General features: G+C 43.3%; 12 protein-coding genes. 10 read left to right on the forward strand and 2 right to left on the reverse strand.

Annotated features, from left to right (window positions below; translation table 11 throughout):
• Nucleotides 1-112 precede the first annotated feature (112 nt).
• The 3 genes from K6V30_RS08665 to K6V30_RS08675 all read left to right on the forward strand — a co-directional run bounded on the left by K6V30_RS08665 (nt 113) and on the right by K6V30_RS08675 (nt 6,412).
• On the forward strand, nt 113-1,180 hold the full coding sequence (locus tag K6V30_RS08665; protein WP_010536638.1) for a DUF1573 domain-containing protein: 1,068 nt from the start codon (nt 113-115) through the stop codon (nt 1,178-1,180).
• An 11-nt stretch (nt 1,181-1,191) separates the two neighbouring features.
• The gene (gene meaB, locus K6V30_RS08670; RefSeq protein WP_055268575.1) at nt 1,192-2,286 is read left to right on the forward strand and encodes a methylmalonyl Co-A mutase-associated GTPase MeaB; all 1,095 of its coding nucleotides are present in this window, start codon (nt 1,192-1,194) and stop codon (nt 2,284-2,286) included.
• A 97-nt stretch (nt 2,287-2,383) separates the two neighbouring features.
• Nucleotides 2,384-6,412, forward strand: a complete 4,029-nt coding sequence (locus K6V30_RS08675) for a glycoside hydrolase family 2 TIM barrel-domain containing protein (protein ID WP_055268576.1) — start codon at nt 2,384-2,386, stop codon at nt 6,410-6,412.
• A gap of 75 nt (nt 6,413-6,487) precedes the next feature.
• Here K6V30_RS08675 and K6V30_RS08680 read toward each other — a convergent pair whose 3' ends face one another.
• Nucleotides 6,488-7,405: a DMT family transporter gene (locus K6V30_RS08680; RefSeq protein ID WP_010536641.1), complete on the reverse strand. Its 918-nt coding sequence runs from the start codon at nt 7,403-7,405 to the stop codon at nt 6,488-6,490.
• 106 nt (nt 7,406-7,511) lie between these two features.
• Here K6V30_RS08680 and K6V30_RS08685 point away from each other — a divergent pair, with 106 nt between their 5' ends.
• The 7 genes from K6V30_RS08685 to K6V30_RS08715 all read left to right on the forward strand — a co-directional run bounded on the left by K6V30_RS08685 (nt 7,512) and on the right by K6V30_RS08715 (nt 18,973).
• On the forward strand, nt 7,512-8,387 hold the full coding sequence (locus tag K6V30_RS08685) for an AAA family ATPase (RefSeq protein ID WP_010536642.1): 876 nt from the start codon (nt 7,512-7,514) through the stop codon (nt 8,385-8,387).
• A 13-nt stretch (nt 8,388-8,400) separates the two neighbouring features.
• The gene (locus tag K6V30_RS08690; RefSeq protein WP_022302309.1) at nt 8,401-9,402 is read left to right on the forward strand and encodes a DUF4435 domain-containing protein; all 1,002 of its coding nucleotides are present in this window, start codon (nt 8,401-8,403) and stop codon (nt 9,400-9,402) included.
• Between the two features lie 56 nt (nt 9,403-9,458).
• The gene (locus tag K6V30_RS08695) at nt 9,459-10,790 is read left to right on the forward strand and encodes a mechanosensitive ion channel family protein (RefSeq protein ID WP_081030734.1); all 1,332 of its coding nucleotides are present in this window, start codon (nt 9,459-9,461) and stop codon (nt 10,788-10,790) included.
• A 53-nt stretch (nt 10,791-10,843) separates the two neighbouring features.
• Nucleotides 10,844-11,740, forward strand: coding sequence for an AraC family transcriptional regulator (locus tag K6V30_RS08700; protein ID WP_010536645.1), 897 nt, complete (start codon nt 10,844-10,846; stop codon nt 11,738-11,740).
• Nucleotides 11,741-12,009: 269 nt separating this feature from the next.
• On the forward strand, nt 12,010-14,724 hold the full coding sequence (locus K6V30_RS08705) for a TonB-dependent receptor (RefSeq protein ID WP_224207277.1): 2,715 nt from the start codon (nt 12,010-12,012) through the stop codon (nt 14,722-14,724).
• A 43-nt stretch (nt 14,725-14,767) separates the two neighbouring features.
• Nucleotides 14,768-15,982 (forward strand): hypothetical protein, encoded by a 1,215-nt coding sequence (locus K6V30_RS08710; RefSeq protein ID WP_010536647.1) that lies wholly within the window; start codon nt 14,768-14,770, stop codon nt 15,980-15,982.
• 192 nt (nt 15,983-16,174) lie between these two features.
• A complete protein-coding gene (locus tag K6V30_RS08715) occupies nt 16,175-18,973 on the forward strand; it encodes a sensor histidine kinase (protein ID WP_010536648.1) in 2,799 nt (932 codons plus the stop codon).
• A gap of 80 nt (nt 18,974-19,053) precedes the next feature.
• Here the strand turns inward: K6V30_RS08715 and K6V30_RS08720 are convergent, their stop codons facing one another.
• On the reverse strand, nt 19,054-20,496 hold the full coding sequence (locus tag K6V30_RS08720; RefSeq protein WP_022300932.1) for an NADH-quinone oxidoreductase subunit N: 1,443 nt from the start codon (nt 20,494-20,496) through the stop codon (nt 19,054-19,056).
• Nucleotides 20,497-20,516 lie beyond the last annotated feature (20 nt).

Consider the following 20,516-nt stretch of genomic DNA (forward strand, 5'->3'; position numbering starts at 1 on the left):
CAGGAGCCGTCACCGGGTAAAGTATTTTCTCAAACGGTGTTAATCTATGTAATCTGTGATGAAAAACTCATCTAAAACTCCTACATTTGTGGACCAAAATAAAATATATCACATGAAACGTACTTTACTATTGATATTTACACTGCTTACTGTCACTTTGGCGGCTGTTGCCCAACCTCGTATTTCTTCTAATAAGGAGACGCACAACTTTGGACAAATAGAATGGAAAAAGCCGGTAACAGTGGAATATACGATCACCAATACCGGAAACGAGCCGTTAGTGCTGACAAATGTCACTACTTCCTGTGCCTGTGCTGTAGCAGACTGGACAAAGGAACCGATTGCTCCGGGTGCCAAAGGAACCGTAAAAGCTTCTTTTGATGCGAAAGCACTGGGGCGTTTTGATAAGTCAATAGGTATCTATAGCAATGCCACCCCGAATCTGGTTTATCTGAAATTCACCGGTGAGGTAGTGCAGGAAATCAAAGATTATTCAAAGATTCTTCCTTATGCTATCGGTAATATCCGCATTGACCGTGACGAGTTCTCTTTCCCCGATGTTTATCGTGGACAGCAACCGTCTATGACATTCAGCATTGCCAACCTTTCCGACCGCCCTTACGAACCGGTATTGATGCACTTACCTCCTTATCTGAAGATGGAAGCGGAACCTAAAGTACTGCTGAAAGGTAAAAAAGGAACGATTAAACTGACGCTGGATGCCAGCCAGTTGCAAGACTTCGGACTGACACAGACTTCTGTCTACCTGTCCCGTTTCTCCGGTGATAAAGTGAGTGAAGACAATGAGATACCCGTTTCAGCCATTCTTCTTCCCGATTTCTCGCGTATGACGGAGAAAGATTCTTTGAATGCTCCTTCCATCCACATCTCGGAGACGAATATTGACCTGAGTATTCCGTTGATCAAGAAGAATAAAGTCAGCCATGATATATTGATCGCTAATGCGGGCAAGACCCCGTTAGTCATCAGCAAGCTACAGGTATTCAACTCTTCTGTAGGAGTAAGACTGAAAAAAACGGTCATTCCACCGGACGGAATGACCAAGTTGAAAGTGACAATCCACAAGCGGGATGTAGGTAATAAGAAACATCATTTACGTATCTTGATGATTACAAACGACCCGTTGCGTCCGAAAGTTGAAATAAATATCAAACGCTAACTCTTATTGCCATGGAACATCCTGAAAATAACGAAGAATATAAAGGACTCGTTGTCAATAAAGGCATCGAACAACCCTCATCTGTGAATCCTTATTTGAAACGTAAACCTAAAAAGCGTCAGCTTTCGGTTGCGGAATTTGTAGAAGGTATTGTGAAAGGTGATGTCACTATTCTCAGTCAGGCTGTGACATTGGTGGAGAGTGTGAAGCCCGAACATCAGGCTGTCGCTCAGGAAGTGATTGAGAAGTGTTTACCTTATTCCGGCAATTCCATTCGGGTAGGTATCAGTGGGGTGCCCGGTGCAGGTAAAAGTACATCAATCGATGTATTCGGCCTTCATGTGCTCGAAAAAGGCGGCAAGTTGGCGGTATTGGCCATTGACCCGAGCAGTGAACGCAGTAAAGGCAGCATATTGGGAGACAAGACACGTATGGAGCAGCTTTCCGTACATCCTAATTCATTTATCCGCCCCAGCCCCTCAGCGGGTTCATTGGGAGGAGTTGCAAGGAAGACCCGTGAAACCATTGTGCTTTGCGAAGCTGCCGGATTCGATAAAATCTTTGTGGAAACCGTTGGAGTAGGACAAAGCGAAACGGCGGTTCATTCGATGGTGGATTTCTTCTTGCTGATTCAACTCGCAGGTACGGGAGATGAATTGCAGGGAATCAAACGCGGAATCATGGAAATGGCGGACGGTATTGTGATCAACAAAGCCGACGGAGATAATCTGGAACCTGCCAAGCTGGCTGCCAGTCAATTCCGCAATGCGCTGCATCTGTTTCCGGCTCCCGAATCGGGATGGATTCCGAAAGTATTGACTTATTCCGGTTTTTATAATATCGGCGTGAAGGAAATCTGGGACATGGTGTATGAATATATCGACTTTGTGAAGAAAAACGGCTATTTTGGATATCGCCGTAATGAGCAGAGTAAGTACTGGATGTACGAGACAATTAATGAACAGCTCCGTGATAGTTTCTATCACAATCCTCAGATTGAAGCGATGCTTCAGGAGAAGGAACAACAAGTGTTGCAGGGAAATCTTACTTCGTTTATAGCTGCTAAGAGCCTGCTGGATACCTATTTTGATGAATTAAAACGATGATAAACCGGAAACAGTGATGGATTAAAAAACGACCGAACATTTACCCCCGATAAATATACCCTAATTAGTAATAACCAATTGTTAACTTTAACACCTGATGAACAAAACCTTATTAACCGGGCTTTTGTGTTGTAGTTTGTCAATACAAAGCTTCGCAGACCAACCGTTAGAGGGGTTCGCTTATGGATCAGTGAATGCCCCTACAGGAAAAGAGTGGGAATCTCCCGAAAATCTGGCGCTGAACAAGGAACAGCCGCATGCTTATTTCTTCCCGTTCCAGCATCTGGACAATGCCCGAAAGGTATTACCGGAGAACAGTCAGTTCTGGCAGTCACTCAATGGTGACTGGAAGTTTCACTGGGCACCCGATCCGGACTCCCGCCCTAAAGATTTCTATGAGACGAATTATGATGTAACTTCATGGGATGTGATTCCCGTACCTTCTAGCTGGAACATTTATGGCATTCAAAAAGACGGAAGCCAGAAGTATGGAACCCCTATTTACGTCAACCAACCGGTGATCTTTCAGCATAGCGTGAAAGTGGACGACTGGCGTGGGGGTGTGATGCGTACCCCTCCTGCCAACTGGACCACTTATAAGGACCGGAATGAAGTGGGTTCCTTCCGCCGTGATTTCGAAATTCCGCAAGACTGGGACGGACGTGAGACCTTTATCAGTTTCGATGGTGTCGATTCCTTCTTCTATCTGTGGATTAACGGTCAATATGTGGGCTTCTCCAAGAATTCACGCAATACCGCTGATTTCAATATCACTCCCTATTTGCAGAAAGGTAAGAATACCGTAGCTGCTGAAGTATACCGTAGTTCGGACGGTTCCTTCCTCGAAGCTCAGGATATGTTCCGTTTGCCGGGTATCTTCCGCACGGTTGCCTTGTATTCGGTTCCTAAAGTTCATTTCCGTGACTTGGTTGCCACCCCCGATCTGGATGCTACTTATACAGACGGTTCTTTGACAGTCAATGCTGAGATCCGTAATCTGGGTAAGAAAGGGATAAAAGACTACAAAGTATATTATTCTTTATATGCTAACAAACTTTACTCTGATGAGAATACATTAGTAGATGGATTCCTGTCTCCTGTTATCGACAAAATCGCTCCGAATGAAACAGGCACTGTTCAGACTGTCCTTAAGGTGAAAGCTCCCAACAAATGGTCGGCGGAGTTTCCTTATCGCTACACATTGGTAGCCGAATTGAAGGATAAGAAGAACAAAACAATTGAGATGGTTTCCACTATTGTCGGTTTCCGGAAGGTGGAGATTAAAGATACTCCTGCCTCCGAAGATGAATTCGGGCTTGCCGGACGATATTATTATGTGAATGGAAAGACGGTCAAACTGAAAGGGGTAAACCGGCACGAATCCAATCCGGGAGTGGGGCATGCCATTACCCGTGAGATGATGGAAAAAGAGATTATGTTGATGAAGCGCGCCAATATCAATCATGTACGTAATTCACATTATCCGGATGATCCGTATTGGTATTTCCTGTGCAACAAATATGGTATTTATCTGGAAGATGAGGCTAATATAGAATCTCATGAATATTATTATGGTGCTGCTTCTCTCTCTCATCCGGTAGAATGGAAAAATGCACACGTAGCACGTGTGATGGAAATGGTGCGTGCCAATGTCAACAATCCGTCTATCGTTATCTGGTCGTTGGGCAATGAAGCCGGACCGGGGAAGAACTTTGTGGCTGCTTATGATGCTTTGAAGAAGTTTGATGCTTCCCGCCCTGTACAATATGAACGTAATAATGACATTGTAGATATGGGCTCCAACCAATATCCGTCTATCGGCTGGGTACGCGGAGCCGTTCAGGGGAAATATGACATCAAGTATCCGTTCCATATATCCGAATATGCTCACTCAATGGGGAATGCCTGCGGCAATCTGATTGATTACTGGGAGGCGATGGAATCGACCAATTTCTTCTGTGGCGGTGCTATCTGGGATTGGGTAGACCAGTCTATGTACAATTATGACCCGAAGACAGGTGTTCGTTATCTGGCTTATGGGGGCGACTTTGGTGATACTCCCAATGATGGACAGTTTGTAATGAACGGCATCGTGTTTGGTGACCTTGAACCGAAGCCTCAGTACTATGAAGTGAAAAAGGTATATCAGCACATCGGAGTGAAAGCGCTGGATATTGAAAAAGGAGCATTCGAAATCTTCAATAAGTACTACTTTAAGAATTTGGCAGAGGATTATTTGTTGGTGTGGTCACTCTATGAAGATGGTAAAGCGATACAGACAAGTCAGCCGATGGATATTAACGTAGCTCCACGGCAGCGCATGCAGATTACGCTTCCTTATAATTATGCCTCTCTTAAAAAAGATGCAGAGTACTTTGTAAAAGTCCAATTCATATTGAAAGGTCAAAGACCCTGGGCTGCCAAAGGCTTCCCGATGGCAGAGGAACAGATTTTGTTGAAGGAGGCTACAGACCGCCCATCCATCCGTGAGGTGGCAGCCGATGCAGGAAAACTGGATGGATTCGTGCTGGACAAGGATACGAAGCGTATCTTTATAAAAGGAGCTGACTTTGAAGCCATATTTGACCCGCAAACCGGAAGTATCTACAGTCTGAAGTATGGCAACGAGACAGTTATCTCCGATGGCAACGGTCCGAAGCTCGATGCTCTCCGTGCTTTTACAAACAATGATAACTGGTTCTATGCTCCCTGGTTCGAACATGGTTTGCACAATCTGATTCATAAAGCAACTGAATATAAAGTGCTGAATAAAGGCAATGGAACTTTGGTCTTGAGCTTTACGGTAGAATCTCAGGCACCGAATGCCGCACGTATTAAGGGCGGTACAAGCTCCGGTAAGAATAGCATCGAAGAACTGACCGACAGAAAATTCGGTAGCAATGACTTTAAATTTATCACTAACCAGATATGGACAGTATATCCGGACGGTTCTATCGAATTGCAGTCCAGCATTACTTCTAATCGTTCAAGTTTGGTGCTGCCGCGTTTGGGCTATGTGATGAAAGTTCCCCAACAATACAGTAACTTCACTTACTATGGACGCGGACCGGTAGATAACTATGCCGACCGTAAGAGCGGACAGTTTATCGAACAGTATACGAATACCGTAGCAGGTGAGTTCGTGAACTTCCCGAAACCTCAGGATATGGGCAATCACGAAGATGTTCGTTGGTGTGCGTTGACCAATCAGGCAGGCAATGGAGCTGTCTTCGTAGCTACCGACCGTCTTTCGGCTTCGGCACTTCAGTACTCGGCTCTCGATCTGATTCTAGCTTCCCATCCTTATCAGTTGCCGAAGGCAGGCGATACCTATCTGCATTTGGATTGTGCAGTGACCGGTTTGGGTGGTAACAGTTGTGGTCAGGGAGGTCCTCTTGTACACGACCGTGTGTTTGCCAACCAGCACAGTATGGGCTTCATCATTCGTCCTGCCGGTAAGGAACTGAGTGTTGTTGCCAATGTTGCCCCTGCGGGAGATCTTCCTCTATCTATCACCCGCACTCCTGCTGGAATGGTCGAATTGACTTCGGCAAAGAAAGATGCTGTCATTTGTTATAGCATTGACGGAAGTAAGAAAGTGCAGGAATACACAGAACCTGTCCCTATGCGTAACGGAGGTACGATCAAGGCATGGTATAAGGATAGTAAGGATATCAGCAGCACAATGAAGTTTGAGAAAATAGAAAGCATTCAGACGCAAGTTGTGTACGCCAGTAGTCAGGAATCGGGTGAAGGCGATGCTTCTCATCTGACTGACGGCGATCCGAATACTATCTGGCATACCATGTATTCTGTGACAGTAGCCAAATATCCGCATTGGGTAGATTTGGATGCTGGTGAAGTGAAAGAAATCAAAGGATTCACTTACTTGCCACGTCAGAATGGCGGTAACGGTAATATCAAAGATTACTCTATTCAGGTCAGCATGGATGGTAAAGAGTGGGGAGAACCTGTTAATAAAGGAACGTTCGCAAGGGACTCCAAAGAAAAGAGAGTCTTGTTTGACAAACCGGTGAAAGCACGCTATATCCGTTTTACAGCTTTAAGTGAACAGAACGGACAGGATTTTGCATCCGGTGCTGAGATAACGATTCTGGCTAACTAGGAATTATTGAATATATAGCAGAAAGAGACTGACTTTTTAGTCAGTCTCTTTATTTTAATCGGAATTAGGGAACTCCTACAGCTCCTTTCCCGCTTTCTCAAAATCCGCCTTAGACTTACTCTGTGTCACAATATACACACCCAAAAACACGAGCGTAATGGCAATTCCCTTTTCCCAGCCGAAGCTCCCGATTCCCATGATAATCGCTGCAATCGAAGCCACAATCGGCTGCATATAATTATACATACTTACTACTGTCGGGCGAAGTAGCCTCTGAGCTGTCATGATGCAGAGATAAGCCAGGAAACTTCCTCCCAATACGACATACAGTACCTGCACAATGGCAATCGTTGGAATAGCAGCCCATTGAATAGTTGAAATATCATAGTAGGAGAAAGGAATATAGCATATCGAAGCGTAGATAAACATCCATTTATTAATAGTCACTGTCGAATATCGTTGTGACAGACCTTTGAATACCGTTAAGTAGATAGAGAAACTGATCTGCGCAACCAGACAGAGCAGGTCACCAATCAGACTTCCGTTGCCGCTGCTTGCCGCCTGACTGCTGATAATAAGAATCAGCGCTCCCATGGCACCGACGAAAATACCCAGCACTTTCTTATTCGTAATCGGTTCTTTCAGATAGATAGCAGCTACGACCATGGTCACTATCGGCAGGGTCGTTGTTACGATAGATGCGTCGATAGGTGAAGTCATGGAAAGTCCGAAGATAAATACTCCTTGATTGAAAACCAGTGCAAACAAGGAAGCAAAGAAAATCTTAAGCATATCACGATGATCCACATGTTCCTGCTTGCAAAAGATGGAAAGTATCCAAAATGCAGCTGCAGCTCCTACCATACGAAAGGTAGTGACGGAGATTGCAGAAAACTCCTGAAGTGCCGATTTTCCGATAGGAGACATTAATCCCCACATTACGTTTGCAGTTAGTGCAAACAGATGGCCGTGCGGGTTCTTATTATTACCCATAAGTTCGTGTATACCTTTTAATTGTTACCTTTATTGAAAACTGCTGCAAAGGTAACTAATTTGTCGCATGATTTGTTTATATTTGCCTTGATTAAAATTGAATATTATGGAACAACAGGCAGACTATATCCAGCGGATCGAGATCAACGGACTCTGGGGCCGCTTTAATATAAGATGGGATTTACGCCCGGATGTGAATATTCTTTCCGGCATCAACGGAGTGGGAAAGACGACTATTCTGAACCGTTCGGTGGGATACCTCGAACAGCTTTCGGGCGATATACAACTCTCCGGTGAAATGAAGAGCGATGCGAAGAACGGGGTACACCTTTTCTTTGATAATCCCGAAGCGACTTACATCCCTTACGATGTGATTCGTAGCTACGACCGTCCTTTGATTATGGGTGACTTTACGGCACGCATGGCAGATAAGAATGTGAAGTCCGAACTGGACTGGCAACTATATCTGTTGCAACGCCGCTATCTTGATTATCAGGTTAATATCGGTAATAAGATGATTGAGATGCTTTCCAGCAATGACGAAGAACAGCGCAATAAAGCGGCTACTCTGTCCCTTGCCAAGCGTCGCTTTCAGGATATGATTGACGAACTTTTCAGTTACACCCGTAAAAAGATAGATCGCCGTCGGAATGATATAGCCTTTTATCAGGATGGAGAACTGCTGTTTCCATATAAACTCTCGTCCGGTGAAAAGCAAATGCTGGTGATTCTACTAACGGTACTTGTGCAGGACAACAGCCATTGTGTTCTTTTTATGGATGAGCCGGAGGCCTCTCTGCATATTGAGTGGCAACAGAAATTGATTTCAATGATCCGGGAACTGAATCCCAACGTACAAATCATTCTGACCACCCATTCGCCTGCCGTTATCATGGAAGGCTGGCTGGATGCAGTGACAGAGGTGAGCGATATTTCTACGGAAGCGGATGGGTTTAAAATCCACCCGACTATTAATTGTTAATAACGATCTATACATGGCAACTTCACTACGCGATAATCTGACTTCTTCTTACTTCAATGCTGCTCACAAGCTATATTCAAAAAAGGCACGCCGGCGCATCATTGCTTATGTAGAGAGCTACGATGATGTTGCCTTTTGGCGCACATTACTCGAAGAATTTGAAAATGACGAGCATTATTTTCAAGTGATGCTCCCTTCGGCTACTTCGTTGGCGAAAGGTAAGAAGATGGTGCTTATGAACACGCTGAATACTGCCGAACTTGGAAGAAGCCTGATTGCCTGCGTAGACAGTGATTATGATTTCCTGTTGCAGGGGGCTACGAATACTTCTCGTAAAATCAACCGGAACAGATATATCTTCCAGACCTATACATACGCCATTGAGAACTATCACTGCTTTGCCGAAAGCCTTCACGAAGTATGTGTACAGGCTACATTGAACGATCGTTTTATTCTGGATTTCAACGCTTATCTGAAGCGATACTCCGAAATCGTATATCCGCTTTTCTTATGGAACGTGTGGTTCTATCGTCAACGGGATACTTATACTTTTCCGATGTACGATTTCCATACTTATACAGCTTTGCGTGAGATCAGTCTTAAACATCCGGAACACAGTCTGGAAGCACTGCAACATCGTGTCAATCAGAAACTCTCTGAACTGAAGGCACGTTTCCCCGGTTCTGTCGGCCAAGTCAACGCATTGCGGCCGGAATTGAAGGAACTGGGGCTTGTCCCGGAAACTACCTATCTGTATATGCAGGGGCATCATGTGATGGATAATGTGGTAATGAAACTCTTGATTCCTGTCTGTACCGCCTTACGCCGGGAACGGGAACAGGAAATCAAACGACTGGCAGAGCATAATGAACAATTCAGGAATGAACTGACTTGTTATCAGAATAGCCAGGTGAATGTGGAGATTATGTTGAAGAAGAATGTTGCTTATAAGCGACTCTTCCACTACGATTGGCTGAGGCAGGATATTCAGGAATATCTGGCAAAGGAAAAATAAACCGAAGGGAATAAATAAAAGAATAAAGGACAGTAAACTAAAAGAGGAACTATTTTATGAAAGAAGTGATTGATACGGTGAGTGTGGCGTTAGCAAATGGAGAAACGGAAAATGTAGGGAACGCTGTGATGCAGGAGGTTAACCGTACGTTGGTCTCGGCAGGAGTGGATGAGGTCTGGGCGGACAAAATAGATAATCTGATCGTATTGCTATTCATTATAGGAATTGCTTTATTGGCTAATCTGATCTGTCGAAAAATTATTCTGCGGGTAGTGGCCAAGTTGGTGAAGCAGACTAAAGCTACTTGGGACGATATTGTATTCAACCATAAAGTGATGGTGAATGTCAGCCGGATGGTAGCACCTATCTTGATTTATATTGCCATTCCTATCGCATTCCCCGAGCATGCGGATTCTGATTTACTTGATTTCCTGCGCCGTCTCTGCCTGATATATATCATTGCTGTTTTTCTTCGTTTTATCAGTGCTTTGTTTACGGCTGTCTATCAAGTATACAGTGAGCGGGAGCAGTATAGGGACAAACCGTTGAAAGGACTTTTGCAAACGGCACAAGTGATTCTTTTCTTTATAGGAGCTATCATTATTATCAGTATTTTGATCAATCAGAGTCCGATGGTCTTACTGACCGGATTAGGAGCATCTGCCGCTATCCTGATGTTGGTATTCAAAGACAGTATCATGGGATTTGTGTCCGGTATCCAGCTTTCTGCCAACAATATGCTGAAAGTGGGCGATTGGATTACTATGCCAAAATATGGGGCGGACGGTACTGTGATAGAGGTTACCCTGAATACTGTAAAGGTACGTAATTTTGATAATACGATAACGACTATTCCTCCTTACCTCCTGATAAGCGATTCTTTCCAGAATTGGCAAGGGATGCAGGAATCCGGTGGACGTCGAGTGAAGCGTTCCATTAATATTGATATGACGAGTGTACGCTTCTGCACTCCGGAAATGCTGGAGAAATATCGTAAGATACAGTTATTGACAAATTATGTAGAGGAGACGGAGAGGGTAGTAGAAGAATATAATAAGGAACATGATATTGACAATTCCGTGTTAGTGAACGGACGAAGACAGACCAATCTGGGAGTTTTCCGTGCCTATCTGACAAATTATTTGCGGAGTTTGCCTACCGTTAATCAGGAAATGACTTGCATGGTACGTCAACTTCAGCCTACAGAGACAGGTATTCCATTGGAACTTTATTTCTTCTCTGCCAACAAAGTTTGGGTGGCGTATGAGGGCATACAGGCAGACGTGTTCGATCATGTGCTGGCCATCATTCCGGAGTTCGGTCTGCGAATCTTCCAAAATCCTTCAGGTGAAGACCTGCGTCGGATAGGAGTGAAGATAGAACATTGATTCAAAAAATAGCATATTATATAAACGATACATACTGTTAACTATAATTGATTATGAATACACCTATACCCAACCAGATTATCCGTGAGATTACACCTTTGTCTGACAAAGACTGTTTCTATATTGCAGAACGTTATAAAACGGAATTTACTTATCCGATTCATAATCATTCTGAATTTGAACTGAACTTTACAGAGAAGGCTGCGGGAGTAAGACGTGTTGTGGGAGATTCCTCTGAAGTGATAGGAGATTATGATCTGGTTCTGATCACAGGCAAAGATCTGGAACATGTATGGGAACAAAATGAATGTCGTTCCAAAGAGATACGAGAGATCACTATTCAATTCTCTTCAGACCTGTTCTTTAAGAGCTTTATCAATAAAAACCAGTTCGACTCTATTCGCCGGATGCTGGATAAGGCTCAGAAAGGACTCTGTTTTCCGATGTCTGCTATACTCAAGATCTATCCCATGCTGGATACGCTTGCTTCTGAAAAGCAAGGATTCTATGCAGTTATCAAATTTATGACGATTCTCTATGAGCTCTCTCTCTTTGAGGAAGAAGCCCGGACATTATCCAGTTCTTCTTTTGCTAAGATTGATGTCCATTCCGATAGTCGTCGTGTACAAAAGGTGCAGGAGTATATCAATCTTCACTATCAGGAAGAAATTCGATTGGGGCAGTTGGCTGGTATGGTCGGAATGACTGATGTGTCGTTCAGCCGCTTCTTTAAATTGCGCACGGGGAAAAACCTTTCCGACTATATCATTGATATCCGGTTGGGTTTTGCTTCGCGGTTGCTGGTAGATTCTACGATGTCTATCGCAGAAATCTGTTATGAGTGCGGGTTCAATAACCTTTCTAATTTTAATCGTATCTTTAAGAAGAAAAAAGATTGTTCTCCTAAAGAGTTTCGCGAGAACTACCGGAAGAAAAAGAAACTGATCTAGCTTTTCTGTATCCACCCTATTATAATAGTTTAGAGTCCTGTTCCCTGAGATTTATTCTTCGGGGTACTAAAATCTATTATCCGTTATGCAGATTAAATCTTACAGAGAAGTGGATTAAAGCTGTATTGTAAGTCGTTGATAACAAGTTTGTAACACGATGTAATAAACCTGAAACGGCTATTTCAAACCATTGTATCTGATTCGTATTCGTATTGTAACCTCCTCCTTCTACCTTTGCCGACGTAATTAAAAACGTAGAGCGAAGTTCGATGAAAAAACTATTTCTTTTTAGATTTTCTGTTGCAGCCTTTTTTTGTTTGTTGTGTGTTCTTCCTGCATTGGCTGCCAATATCAAGATTAAAGGTGCGGTGAAAGACAAGCTCTCCAAAGAACCTTTGATTGGAGCAACGATACGATTGGTGGGAACTCCTGCCGGAGCTGTGACCGATATGGACGGTAATTTTGAGTTGAACAGTACCGGTGTGTTGGAAGGTATGTATGATGTTGAAATAAAATATATAGGATACAAGACGGAAGTACGCCGCAAAGTTCGTGTGGAGAACGGGAAACTGGTGATTTGGGATCTGGAATTGGAGACGGATACACATGAACTCTCGGATGTAGTGGTGGTAGCAAAGAAGAATCGCGAGAATGAGAATATGTTGTTGCTCGAACAACAAAAAGCAGTCATTGCCGTGCAGGCTGTCAGCGTCAAGGAGCTTTCCCGCAAAGGTGTTTCCGATGCGGAGGGAGCTGTAACCAAAGTGGTGGGGGTTTCTAAACAGGATGGAGTCAAGAATGTCTTTGTCCGCGGACTGGGCGACCGCTATAACGCGACTACCTTTAACGGATTTTCTGTTCCTTCGGAAGATCCGGAATATAAGAATATCTCTCTCGACTTCTTCGGTACGGATATTATTCAGTCTGTTGGCGTTAATAAGGCATTTAATGCCGGAGGTATCAGTGATGTGGGCGGTGCGACGATCGACATTGTTTCCAAAGAACTGATCGGTAGCGGAAACCTGAATATCGGTATTTCCGGTGGACTGAACACTCAGACAGTGACAGCCGACTTTCTGAAACTCGACGGAGTCAATTTTCTGGGTTTTGCCAATACAACAGAACCTGCCGATGAAAATAGCTGGGGATTCAAGAATAAACTGGACCCTTCCAGTCAGAGCTTTCAGATGAACCGAAGTTACAGCATCTCCGGTGGAAAGCGGTTTTATCTAGGAAAAGACAAGAATCCGCTCTCTTTCTTCCTGACTGCCGGACATACGACAGATTATCAATATACGGATGAAACAATTCGTAATACAACGACAAGTGGTACGGTGTACAAAGATATGACGGGTAAGAAGTACACCGAGAATATCAGTCAGCTGGCACTGGCCAATGTGGATTATGATATGCAGAACCGTCATCATGTGAGTTACAATTTTATGATGATTCATGCCAATGTGCAATCTGTGGGTGACTATACCGGTAAAAACTCGATCTTTAGTGATGATTATGATAATCAAGGATTTACCCGTCGCCAGCAAACGAATGACAACTTGCTGATCGTTAACCAGCTGATGACTAACTGGGGACTGACCAAAACATTGAGTCTGGATGCCGGTGCTTCTTATAATATTGTGAAAGGAAACGAACCCGACCGCCGGATCAACAATATAACAAAGGCAGAAGAAGGCTACACCTTACTTAGAGGTAACTCCCAACAACGGTACTTCTCCACTTTGGATGAAGATGACATCAATGTAAAGGCAGGACTTGTTTATCGTCTGAAAGATAATGTAGAAGAAATCTCTCAAATACGTCTTGGCTATGCGGGCCGGTTTGTTGATGATAATTTTAAAGCGACTGAATACAATCTGACTGTGGGACACGCTTCTTCCATTCCTTCACTCGACAATTTTTCGCTCGACGACTATTATAATCAGACGAATCTTTCTTCCGGATGGTTTGCCGTTCAGAAGAACATCGATAAGTATTCGGTCACGAAAAATATTCATTCCGCTTATGCGGAAGCTACTTACCAGTTTACTCCCCAGTGGATTGTAAATGTAGGAATGAAATATGATAATGTAGATATTCAGGTAGACTATAATGTGAATAAAGGTGGTTCGGAAGGGAACAACACGATTCAAAAGGACTTTTTTCTTCCAAGTTTGAATTTGAAATACAATCTGAGTGAGAAGCACTCCTTACGTTTGGGTGCAAGTAAAACTTATACGTTGCCGCAACCTAAGGAAATTTCTCCTTATCGTTACGTAGGAGTGAACTTTAACAGTCAGGGTAATGCGAACCTGAAGCCCTCGGACAACTATAACGTCGATTTGAAATGGGACTTTAATCCTACTCCGACTGAACTGATTTCTCTGACAGCCTTTTATAAACTCATCAAGAATCCGATCTCACGCATTGAGGTAGCAAGTGCCGGAGGATATCTTTCTTATGAGAACATAGCAGATAAGGCAACGGTAGCCGGAGCGGAAGTGGAGGTACGCAAAAACCTGTTTGTCCGCCCGGTAAGCAGTGCGGCAAACGGAATGAATAAACTCTCTTTCGGTTTGAACGGATCGTATATCTATACGAATGCGAAAATGCCTTTGGCAACCGTTACCACCGGGTCGCAACTGGAAGGTGCCGCCCCCTGGATTGCTAATTTTGACTTATCTCATAACTACACAAAAGGAGATCATAGTTTCATCAATACATTGGTGCTCAACTATGTCAGCGATAAAATTTATACCATCGGTACGCAAGGCTATCAGGATATCATGGAACAGGAAATCATGACACTTGACTTCGTCTCGCAGGCCAAACTGAATAAGTATATCTCACTTACACTGAAAGCCCGTAACCTTCTGAACCCATCGTATAAGTTGAGTCGCAAGGCTAATGAAAGTGGAGAAGAAGTGGTACTTAGCGATTACAAAAAAGGAATAAATATCAGTCTGGGAGTGTCGTGCACATTTTAAACCGGATCATGAAATAAGATTATTAACTAATTATTAAAGTAAAATGAAAAGATTGTTTGTAAACTTGATGACGTTTGCCGCTATGGCAACTGCACTGACATTCACTGCATGTAGTAGTGATAGTGACGGAGATGGTAATGGAAATGGAAACGGTGGAAATGGTGAAGGAACAGGTAGCTCTATCGTGGTAGGCGAAAATATTCTGTCCGGAACACTGACCGGTGAACAGACATTGGATGCGAAAGAATACATTCTGAACGGAACAGTCATCATTGCCGACGGAGGTCGTTTGAATATTCCTGCCGGAACTACCATCAAGGCACGTGAAGGTTTCAGCAGTTATCTGTTGGTTGCACAGGGAGGTAAACTCTATGCCGATGGTACGGCGGATAAACCAATCGTCTTTACGGCAAATACAACAAGTCCGGTGTCCGGATATTGGGGTGGAGTAATCATCAATGGTAAAGCTCCTATTTCCGGTTCGAAGGCCGATAAGAGTGATACAGCATTGACTGAAATCAACAATGACTATAAATACGGCGGTAATGTAGACAATGATTGCTCCGGTTCATTGACTTACGTGAAAATCTGCTATGCAGGTGCCCGCTCTACTGCGGATATCGAACATAACGGACTGACCTTGAACGGTGTTGGTAACGGAACAAAAATAGAAAATATCTATGTGTTGGAAAGTGCTGACGATGCAATCGAATTCTTTGGTGGTACGGTGAACGTAACTAACTTGTTGGCTGTTAATCCGGACGACGATATGTTCGACTTTACACAAGGTTATTGTGGTACATTGAAGAACTGTTATGGCGTTTGGGAAAGAGACTATACAAGTACGGAAGCCGATCCGCGCGGTATCGAAGCTGACGGTAATATGGATGGTCTGTATCCGGATCATTTGCGTCAGTCTGACTTTATAGTAGAAAACATGACGATCGTAAACAATGCTGCCAATACCACAGATAACGTAGACCGTATGCAAGATGTGATTAAAGTACGTCGCGGTGCGAAAGCTACTATCAAGAATGCATTAGTGAAAGGTACAGGCGGAACAATCGATTTGATCGATATGAAGGACAGTAAAGGTGCGGGTGACGCCAATTCCAGTATTAATATTACTAATACGCTGAGCATCACAGGAGGTAATAAGCTGAATGGTGACTTGAACACATTGGTTGAATCTGAAAACAATACCGGTGCGGATGCTTCTTTGTTCGGCTGGACAGGATCTAATTTATCTTCATTCTAATATACAAATTCGAAATCCGTTTTTATAGAGTTCAAGGGAGGCTTTGCAGGTGACTGTAATGTCCTCCCTTGCCGCATTTATATTTTCTTATTTAACCTCTTTCTTTTTAATAGCAATTATTTCAGGTTTTATATGATTTGCCTGATACTATTTCGTATATTTGTTCTTTCATTACTGTACAAGACATAAAATATGCAAACAGACAACGAACGATACCGAAAAATGGCTTCTCTAGCCCAAGTAGGATGGTGGGAAGCAGATATATCGGCAGGATATTACTTATGTTCTGATTTTCTTTGCGACCTGTTAGGATTGGAAGGTGATACTATTTCAGCAGCAGAATTTATAAATATGGTGCGTGAGGATTATCGTGATCAAATCTTTCAGGAGTTTCGCGCAAACTCATCTATTCATAAAGACTTTTACGAACAAACCTTTCCCATTCATTCAAAATATGGTGAAGTCTGGTTGCATACCCGCCTGGCTTTTCGTGAAGCCGGTACGGGAGACAATGGCGGAGACCGGTCTTTCGGAGTGATTCAACGGGTGGAGGCTCCCAAAGAAGAGGAACAGCGAAACGCTTTGCGGCGTGTGAATGATCTGCTTCGTCGTCAAGGTTTTATTTCGCAATCTCTGCTTCGTTTTCTTCGGGATGATGAGATAGAATCTTGTATCTCGGATATCCTAAAAGATATACTGAATATTTATCATGGCAGGGGGCGTGTTTATATCTTTGAGTATGATAAAACACAGACTCATCATAGTTGTATCTATGAAGTTGTTTCCGAAGGTGTTTCGGCAGAGAAAGATAGTCTGCAATGTATACCTACTGATGAATCGAAGTGGTGGAGCCAGCAAATCTTATCCGGCAAACCTATTGTACTGCACTCATTGAAGCAGTTGCCGGAAGAGGCGGTGGATGAATATCAGATACTTGTCGTTCAAGGTATCACCTCATTGATGGTCACTCCTCTGATGGCGGGCGATCATGTGTGGGGATACATGGGTATTGATCTGGTAGATACTTATCATGAATGGAGTAATGAAGATTTTCAGTGGTTCTCTTCATTGGGAAATATCATTAGTATTTGCATCGAATTGCGTAAAGCCAAAGACCGTGTAACCCGGGAGCAGTCTTTCCTGAAAAATCTTTTCCACTTTATGCCGATGGGATATATACGTATGTCTATCATTCGCGATGAAAAGAATCAGCCTTGTGATTACCGGATAACGGATGCTAACCAGATCAGTACCCGTTTCTTTGGAAATCCGCTGCAAGAATATATGGGGGCTTTAGCCTCCGAGATATATCGTGATCCTTCATCAAAACTGGATTTCCTGGTTGATGTGTTGGAAAGTGACTCATATAAGGAGAAAGATGAATACTTTCCTAATACAGGATTGTATAGCCATTGGATTCTTTATTCGCCTGAGAAAGATGAAGTAGTCGGTCTGTTTACGGATTCTACGGAAGCTGTAAAAGCGAACCGGGCATTGGACCGTAGCGAGAAACTCTTTAAAAGCATTTTTGCCAATATTCCGGCAGGGGTGGAGATCTATGATAAAGATGGATATTTGATCGACTTGAACAATAAAGATCTGGAGATATTTGCTGTGGCAGATAAGAGCGATGTGATCGGAGTCAATTTCTTTGATAATCCCAATGTGCCGCAGGATATTCGTGACCGGGTACGGGATGAAGACTTGGTGGATTTCCGTTTAAGCTATTCTTTTGAACGTGCACAAGGATATTACCAGCCTAATCGCTCCAGTACCATTGATATATATACGAAAGTTAGCAAACTGTATGACAATGAAGGAAACTTTAATGGGTATATCCTGATTAGTATTGATAATACGGAAAGCATTGATGCCATGAATCGTATCCATGATTTTGAGAATTTCTTCCTCCTGATATCAGACTATGCGAAAGTAGGATATGCGAAGTTGAATCTTTTGAATCGGAAAGGATACGCCATTAAACAATGGTACAAGAATTTGGGAGAGGACGAAGATGTTCCGTTAGCTGATATTGTGGGAGTTTATCGCAATATGCACCCGGATGATCGTCAGTCTATCCTTGACTTTTATAAAGAAGTAAGAACAGGGAACCGGAAACACTTCCAGGGAGAAATGAGGGTGAAACGTCCGGGTAATAAAGATGAGTGGAACTGGATACGAATGAATGTGGTGGTTACTACCTATCTGCCTGAGAAAAATGAAATAGAGATCATAGGGATCAATTATGATATTACAGAGCTGAAAGAGACGGAGGCAGAATTGATTCTGGCACGTGATAAGGCGCAGATGATGGATCGACTGAAAAGTGCTTTCCTTGCCAATATGAGTCATGAAATCCGTACGCCACTGAATGCGATTGTTGGTTTCTCAGACTTGCTGGTTGATACGGAAAGTATCGAGGAACGGCGGGAATATATCCAGATTGTCAAGGAGAACAATGACTTGCTTTTACAACTGATTTCGGATATACTGGACTTATCGAAGATCGAGGCAGGTACATTTGAATTCACTAGTGGAGATGTAGATGTGAATATGCTTTGTGAAGATATTGTCCGTTCCATGCAGATGAAGGTGAAGGAGAATGTGGAACTGGTATTTGATCCGCATCTTGCGGAATGTAGAATTATCAGTGACCGCAATCGTCTGCATCAGGTGATTTCCAATTTTGTAAATAATGCGATTAAGTTTACTTCGGAAGGCAGTATTCGTGTAGGTTATCAACAGGAGGGAGGAGAACTGGAGTTTTATGTGCAAGATACGGGAGTTGGCATTGACAAAGAAGGCCAGTCACATATTTTTGAACGTTTTGTGAAGCTGAATTCATTTGTGCATGGTACCGGTTTAGGTCTCTCTATCTGTCAAAGTATTGTGGAACAAATGGGTGGGCAAATAGGAGTGGAATCCGAGCCGGGAAAAGGTTCGCGTTTTTGGTTCCGTCTTCCTTGTTTCGTGGTGGTTTCAGAAAAATAGATAAGTAAGAATGCTATAAAAGTAACGGTCTTGATGAGATTTCCTCATCAAGACCGTTACTTTTATAGAGAGTCGGTTTCTTATATTCCGAATGATAGTTTATCGATAGACTGATATACGATGCTTGCGATACCCAGTCCGATAATACCCAGTGTGCAGAGTGCCAGTCCCCACTTCGTGCAGCGGTCGCTGCGGAAAGTTGGAATCGGATGATCGGAAGGCGTGATATACATTGCTTTTACGATCAACAGATAGTAATATAATGAAATTACAGTGTTGGCTAATGCTATGAATACCAGCAGATGGAAACCTGCCTCGAAAGCTGCCATAAAAATGAAGAACTTTGAGAAGAATCCTGCAAACGGCGGGATACCTGCCAACGAGAACAGGGAAATAGTCATTAGGAAAGCCATTTTCGGGTTCGTCTTATAAAGTCCTGCATAATCTTCGAGTGTAAACTTCTGACTACGTAACGCTACGATGGTAATCACAGCGAATACGCCGAGATTGGCAGCAGCATATACAAGTACGTAATATACCAAAGCAGTCATTCCCTGTGCTGTTCCTCCGATGATACCCAGCATGATATATCCTGCCTGTGAAATACTGGAGAACGCCATCAGTCGTTTTAAGTTCTGCTGACGGATAGCGAATATGTTGGCAATGGTGATAGAGGCGATAGTCACCCAGTAAAGCACTTCCTGCCAGTCATGTATCATCGGTGCGAATACTTTGATCAGGATAGCCATCAGCACAAATGCTGCCGAACCTTTAGAAATGACACTCAGGTAGGCAGTAACTGCACTTGGTGCGCCTTCGTAAACGTCTGCCGTCCATAAATGGAACGGGACCAGAGAAAGTTTAAACGCCATACCGGTAAAGAAGAATACAAATGCCATGATTTGCAACGGATTTCCGTCGATATGTGCAGGAAGGTCTTCGAAATAGAGTGTTCCTGCGGAACCGTAAATCATAGAAAGACCAAAGAGCAACAGTGCACTGGAGAAGAGGGCGGTAAGGATGTACTTGGCACCGGCTTCAGCAGAGTTGTGACGATACTTGTCGAAAGCAATTAATGCTGCCATAGGGATGGAGGCTGTTTCCAGTCCGATAAAGAACATCAGGAAGTGTCCTGCGGAAATCATAAGATACATACCGAACAAGGTAGAGAGTATAAGTACATAGAACTCGCCTTGTTTGAATGAAGTATCATCGCGTTTCATCCATTCGTGTGCCATCAGGAAAACGATCAGTGTACCTATATTCAGTATTGATTTGACAACCGTATGCATGGGCACATAGTGATACATGCCGCCAAAAATATCGGCAGTTGTCCCGGGAACCAGATTGATCGCTGTATGGATTGCCATCAGGATAACAGGCAGCATGGTGTTTAAGACAGGTGTCGTTCCTTTTTGCTTGTGTGCGTCCGGGCTCATGAAGAGATCGGCAAGGAATAGCAGTAGTAAAACTGCTATGAGCGACAGCTCTTCCCGCATATGTAGAAATTGTGAATAATCCATCTTTATAAATTAAGAATTAA

This window comes from Bacteroides faecis (assembly GCF_020091505.1).
GTDB classification, from domain to species: domain Bacteria; phylum Bacteroidota; class Bacteroidia; order Bacteroidales; family Bacteroidaceae; genus Bacteroides; species Bacteroides faecis.

Coding starts and splice junctions, on each gene's coding strand:
- K6V30_RS08695 (WP_081030734.1), top strand. CDS start 9,459: ATGAAAGAAGTGATTGATACGGTGAGTGTGGCGTTAGCAAATGGAGAA.
- K6V30_RS08710 (WP_010536647.1), top strand. CDS start 14,768: ATGAAAAGATTGTTTGTAAACTTGATGACGTTTGCCGCTATGGCAACT.
- K6V30_RS08665 (WP_010536638.1), top strand. CDS start 113: ATGAAACGTACTTTACTATTGATATTTACACTGCTTACTGTCACTTTG.
- meaB (WP_055268575.1), top strand. CDS start 1,192: ATGGAACATCCTGAAAATAACGAAGAATATAAAGGACTCGTTGTCAAT.
- K6V30_RS08675 (WP_055268576.1), top strand. CDS start 2,384: ATGAACAAAACCTTATTAACCGGGCTTTTGTGTTGTAGTTTGTCAATA.
- K6V30_RS08700 (WP_010536645.1), top strand. CDS start 10,844: ATGAATACACCTATACCCAACCAGATTATCCGTGAGATTACACCTTTG.
- K6V30_RS08715 (WP_010536648.1), top strand. CDS start 16,175: ATGCAAACAGACAACGAACGATACCGAAAAATGGCTTCTCTAGCCCAA.
- K6V30_RS08720 (WP_022300932.1), bottom strand. CDS start 20,496: ATGGATTATTCACAATTTCTACATATGCGGGAAGAGCTGTCGCTCATA.
- K6V30_RS08705 (WP_224207277.1), top strand. CDS start 12,010: ATGAAAAAACTATTTCTTTTTAGATTTTCTGTTGCAGCCTTTTTTTGT.
- K6V30_RS08685 (WP_010536642.1), top strand. CDS start 7,512: ATGGAACAACAGGCAGACTATATCCAGCGGATCGAGATCAACGGACTC.
- K6V30_RS08690 (WP_022302309.1), top strand. CDS start 8,401: ATGGCAACTTCACTACGCGATAATCTGACTTCTTCTTACTTCAATGCT.
- K6V30_RS08680 (WP_010536641.1), bottom strand. CDS start 7,405: ATGGGTAATAATAAGAACCCGCACGGCCATCTGTTTGCACTAACTGCA.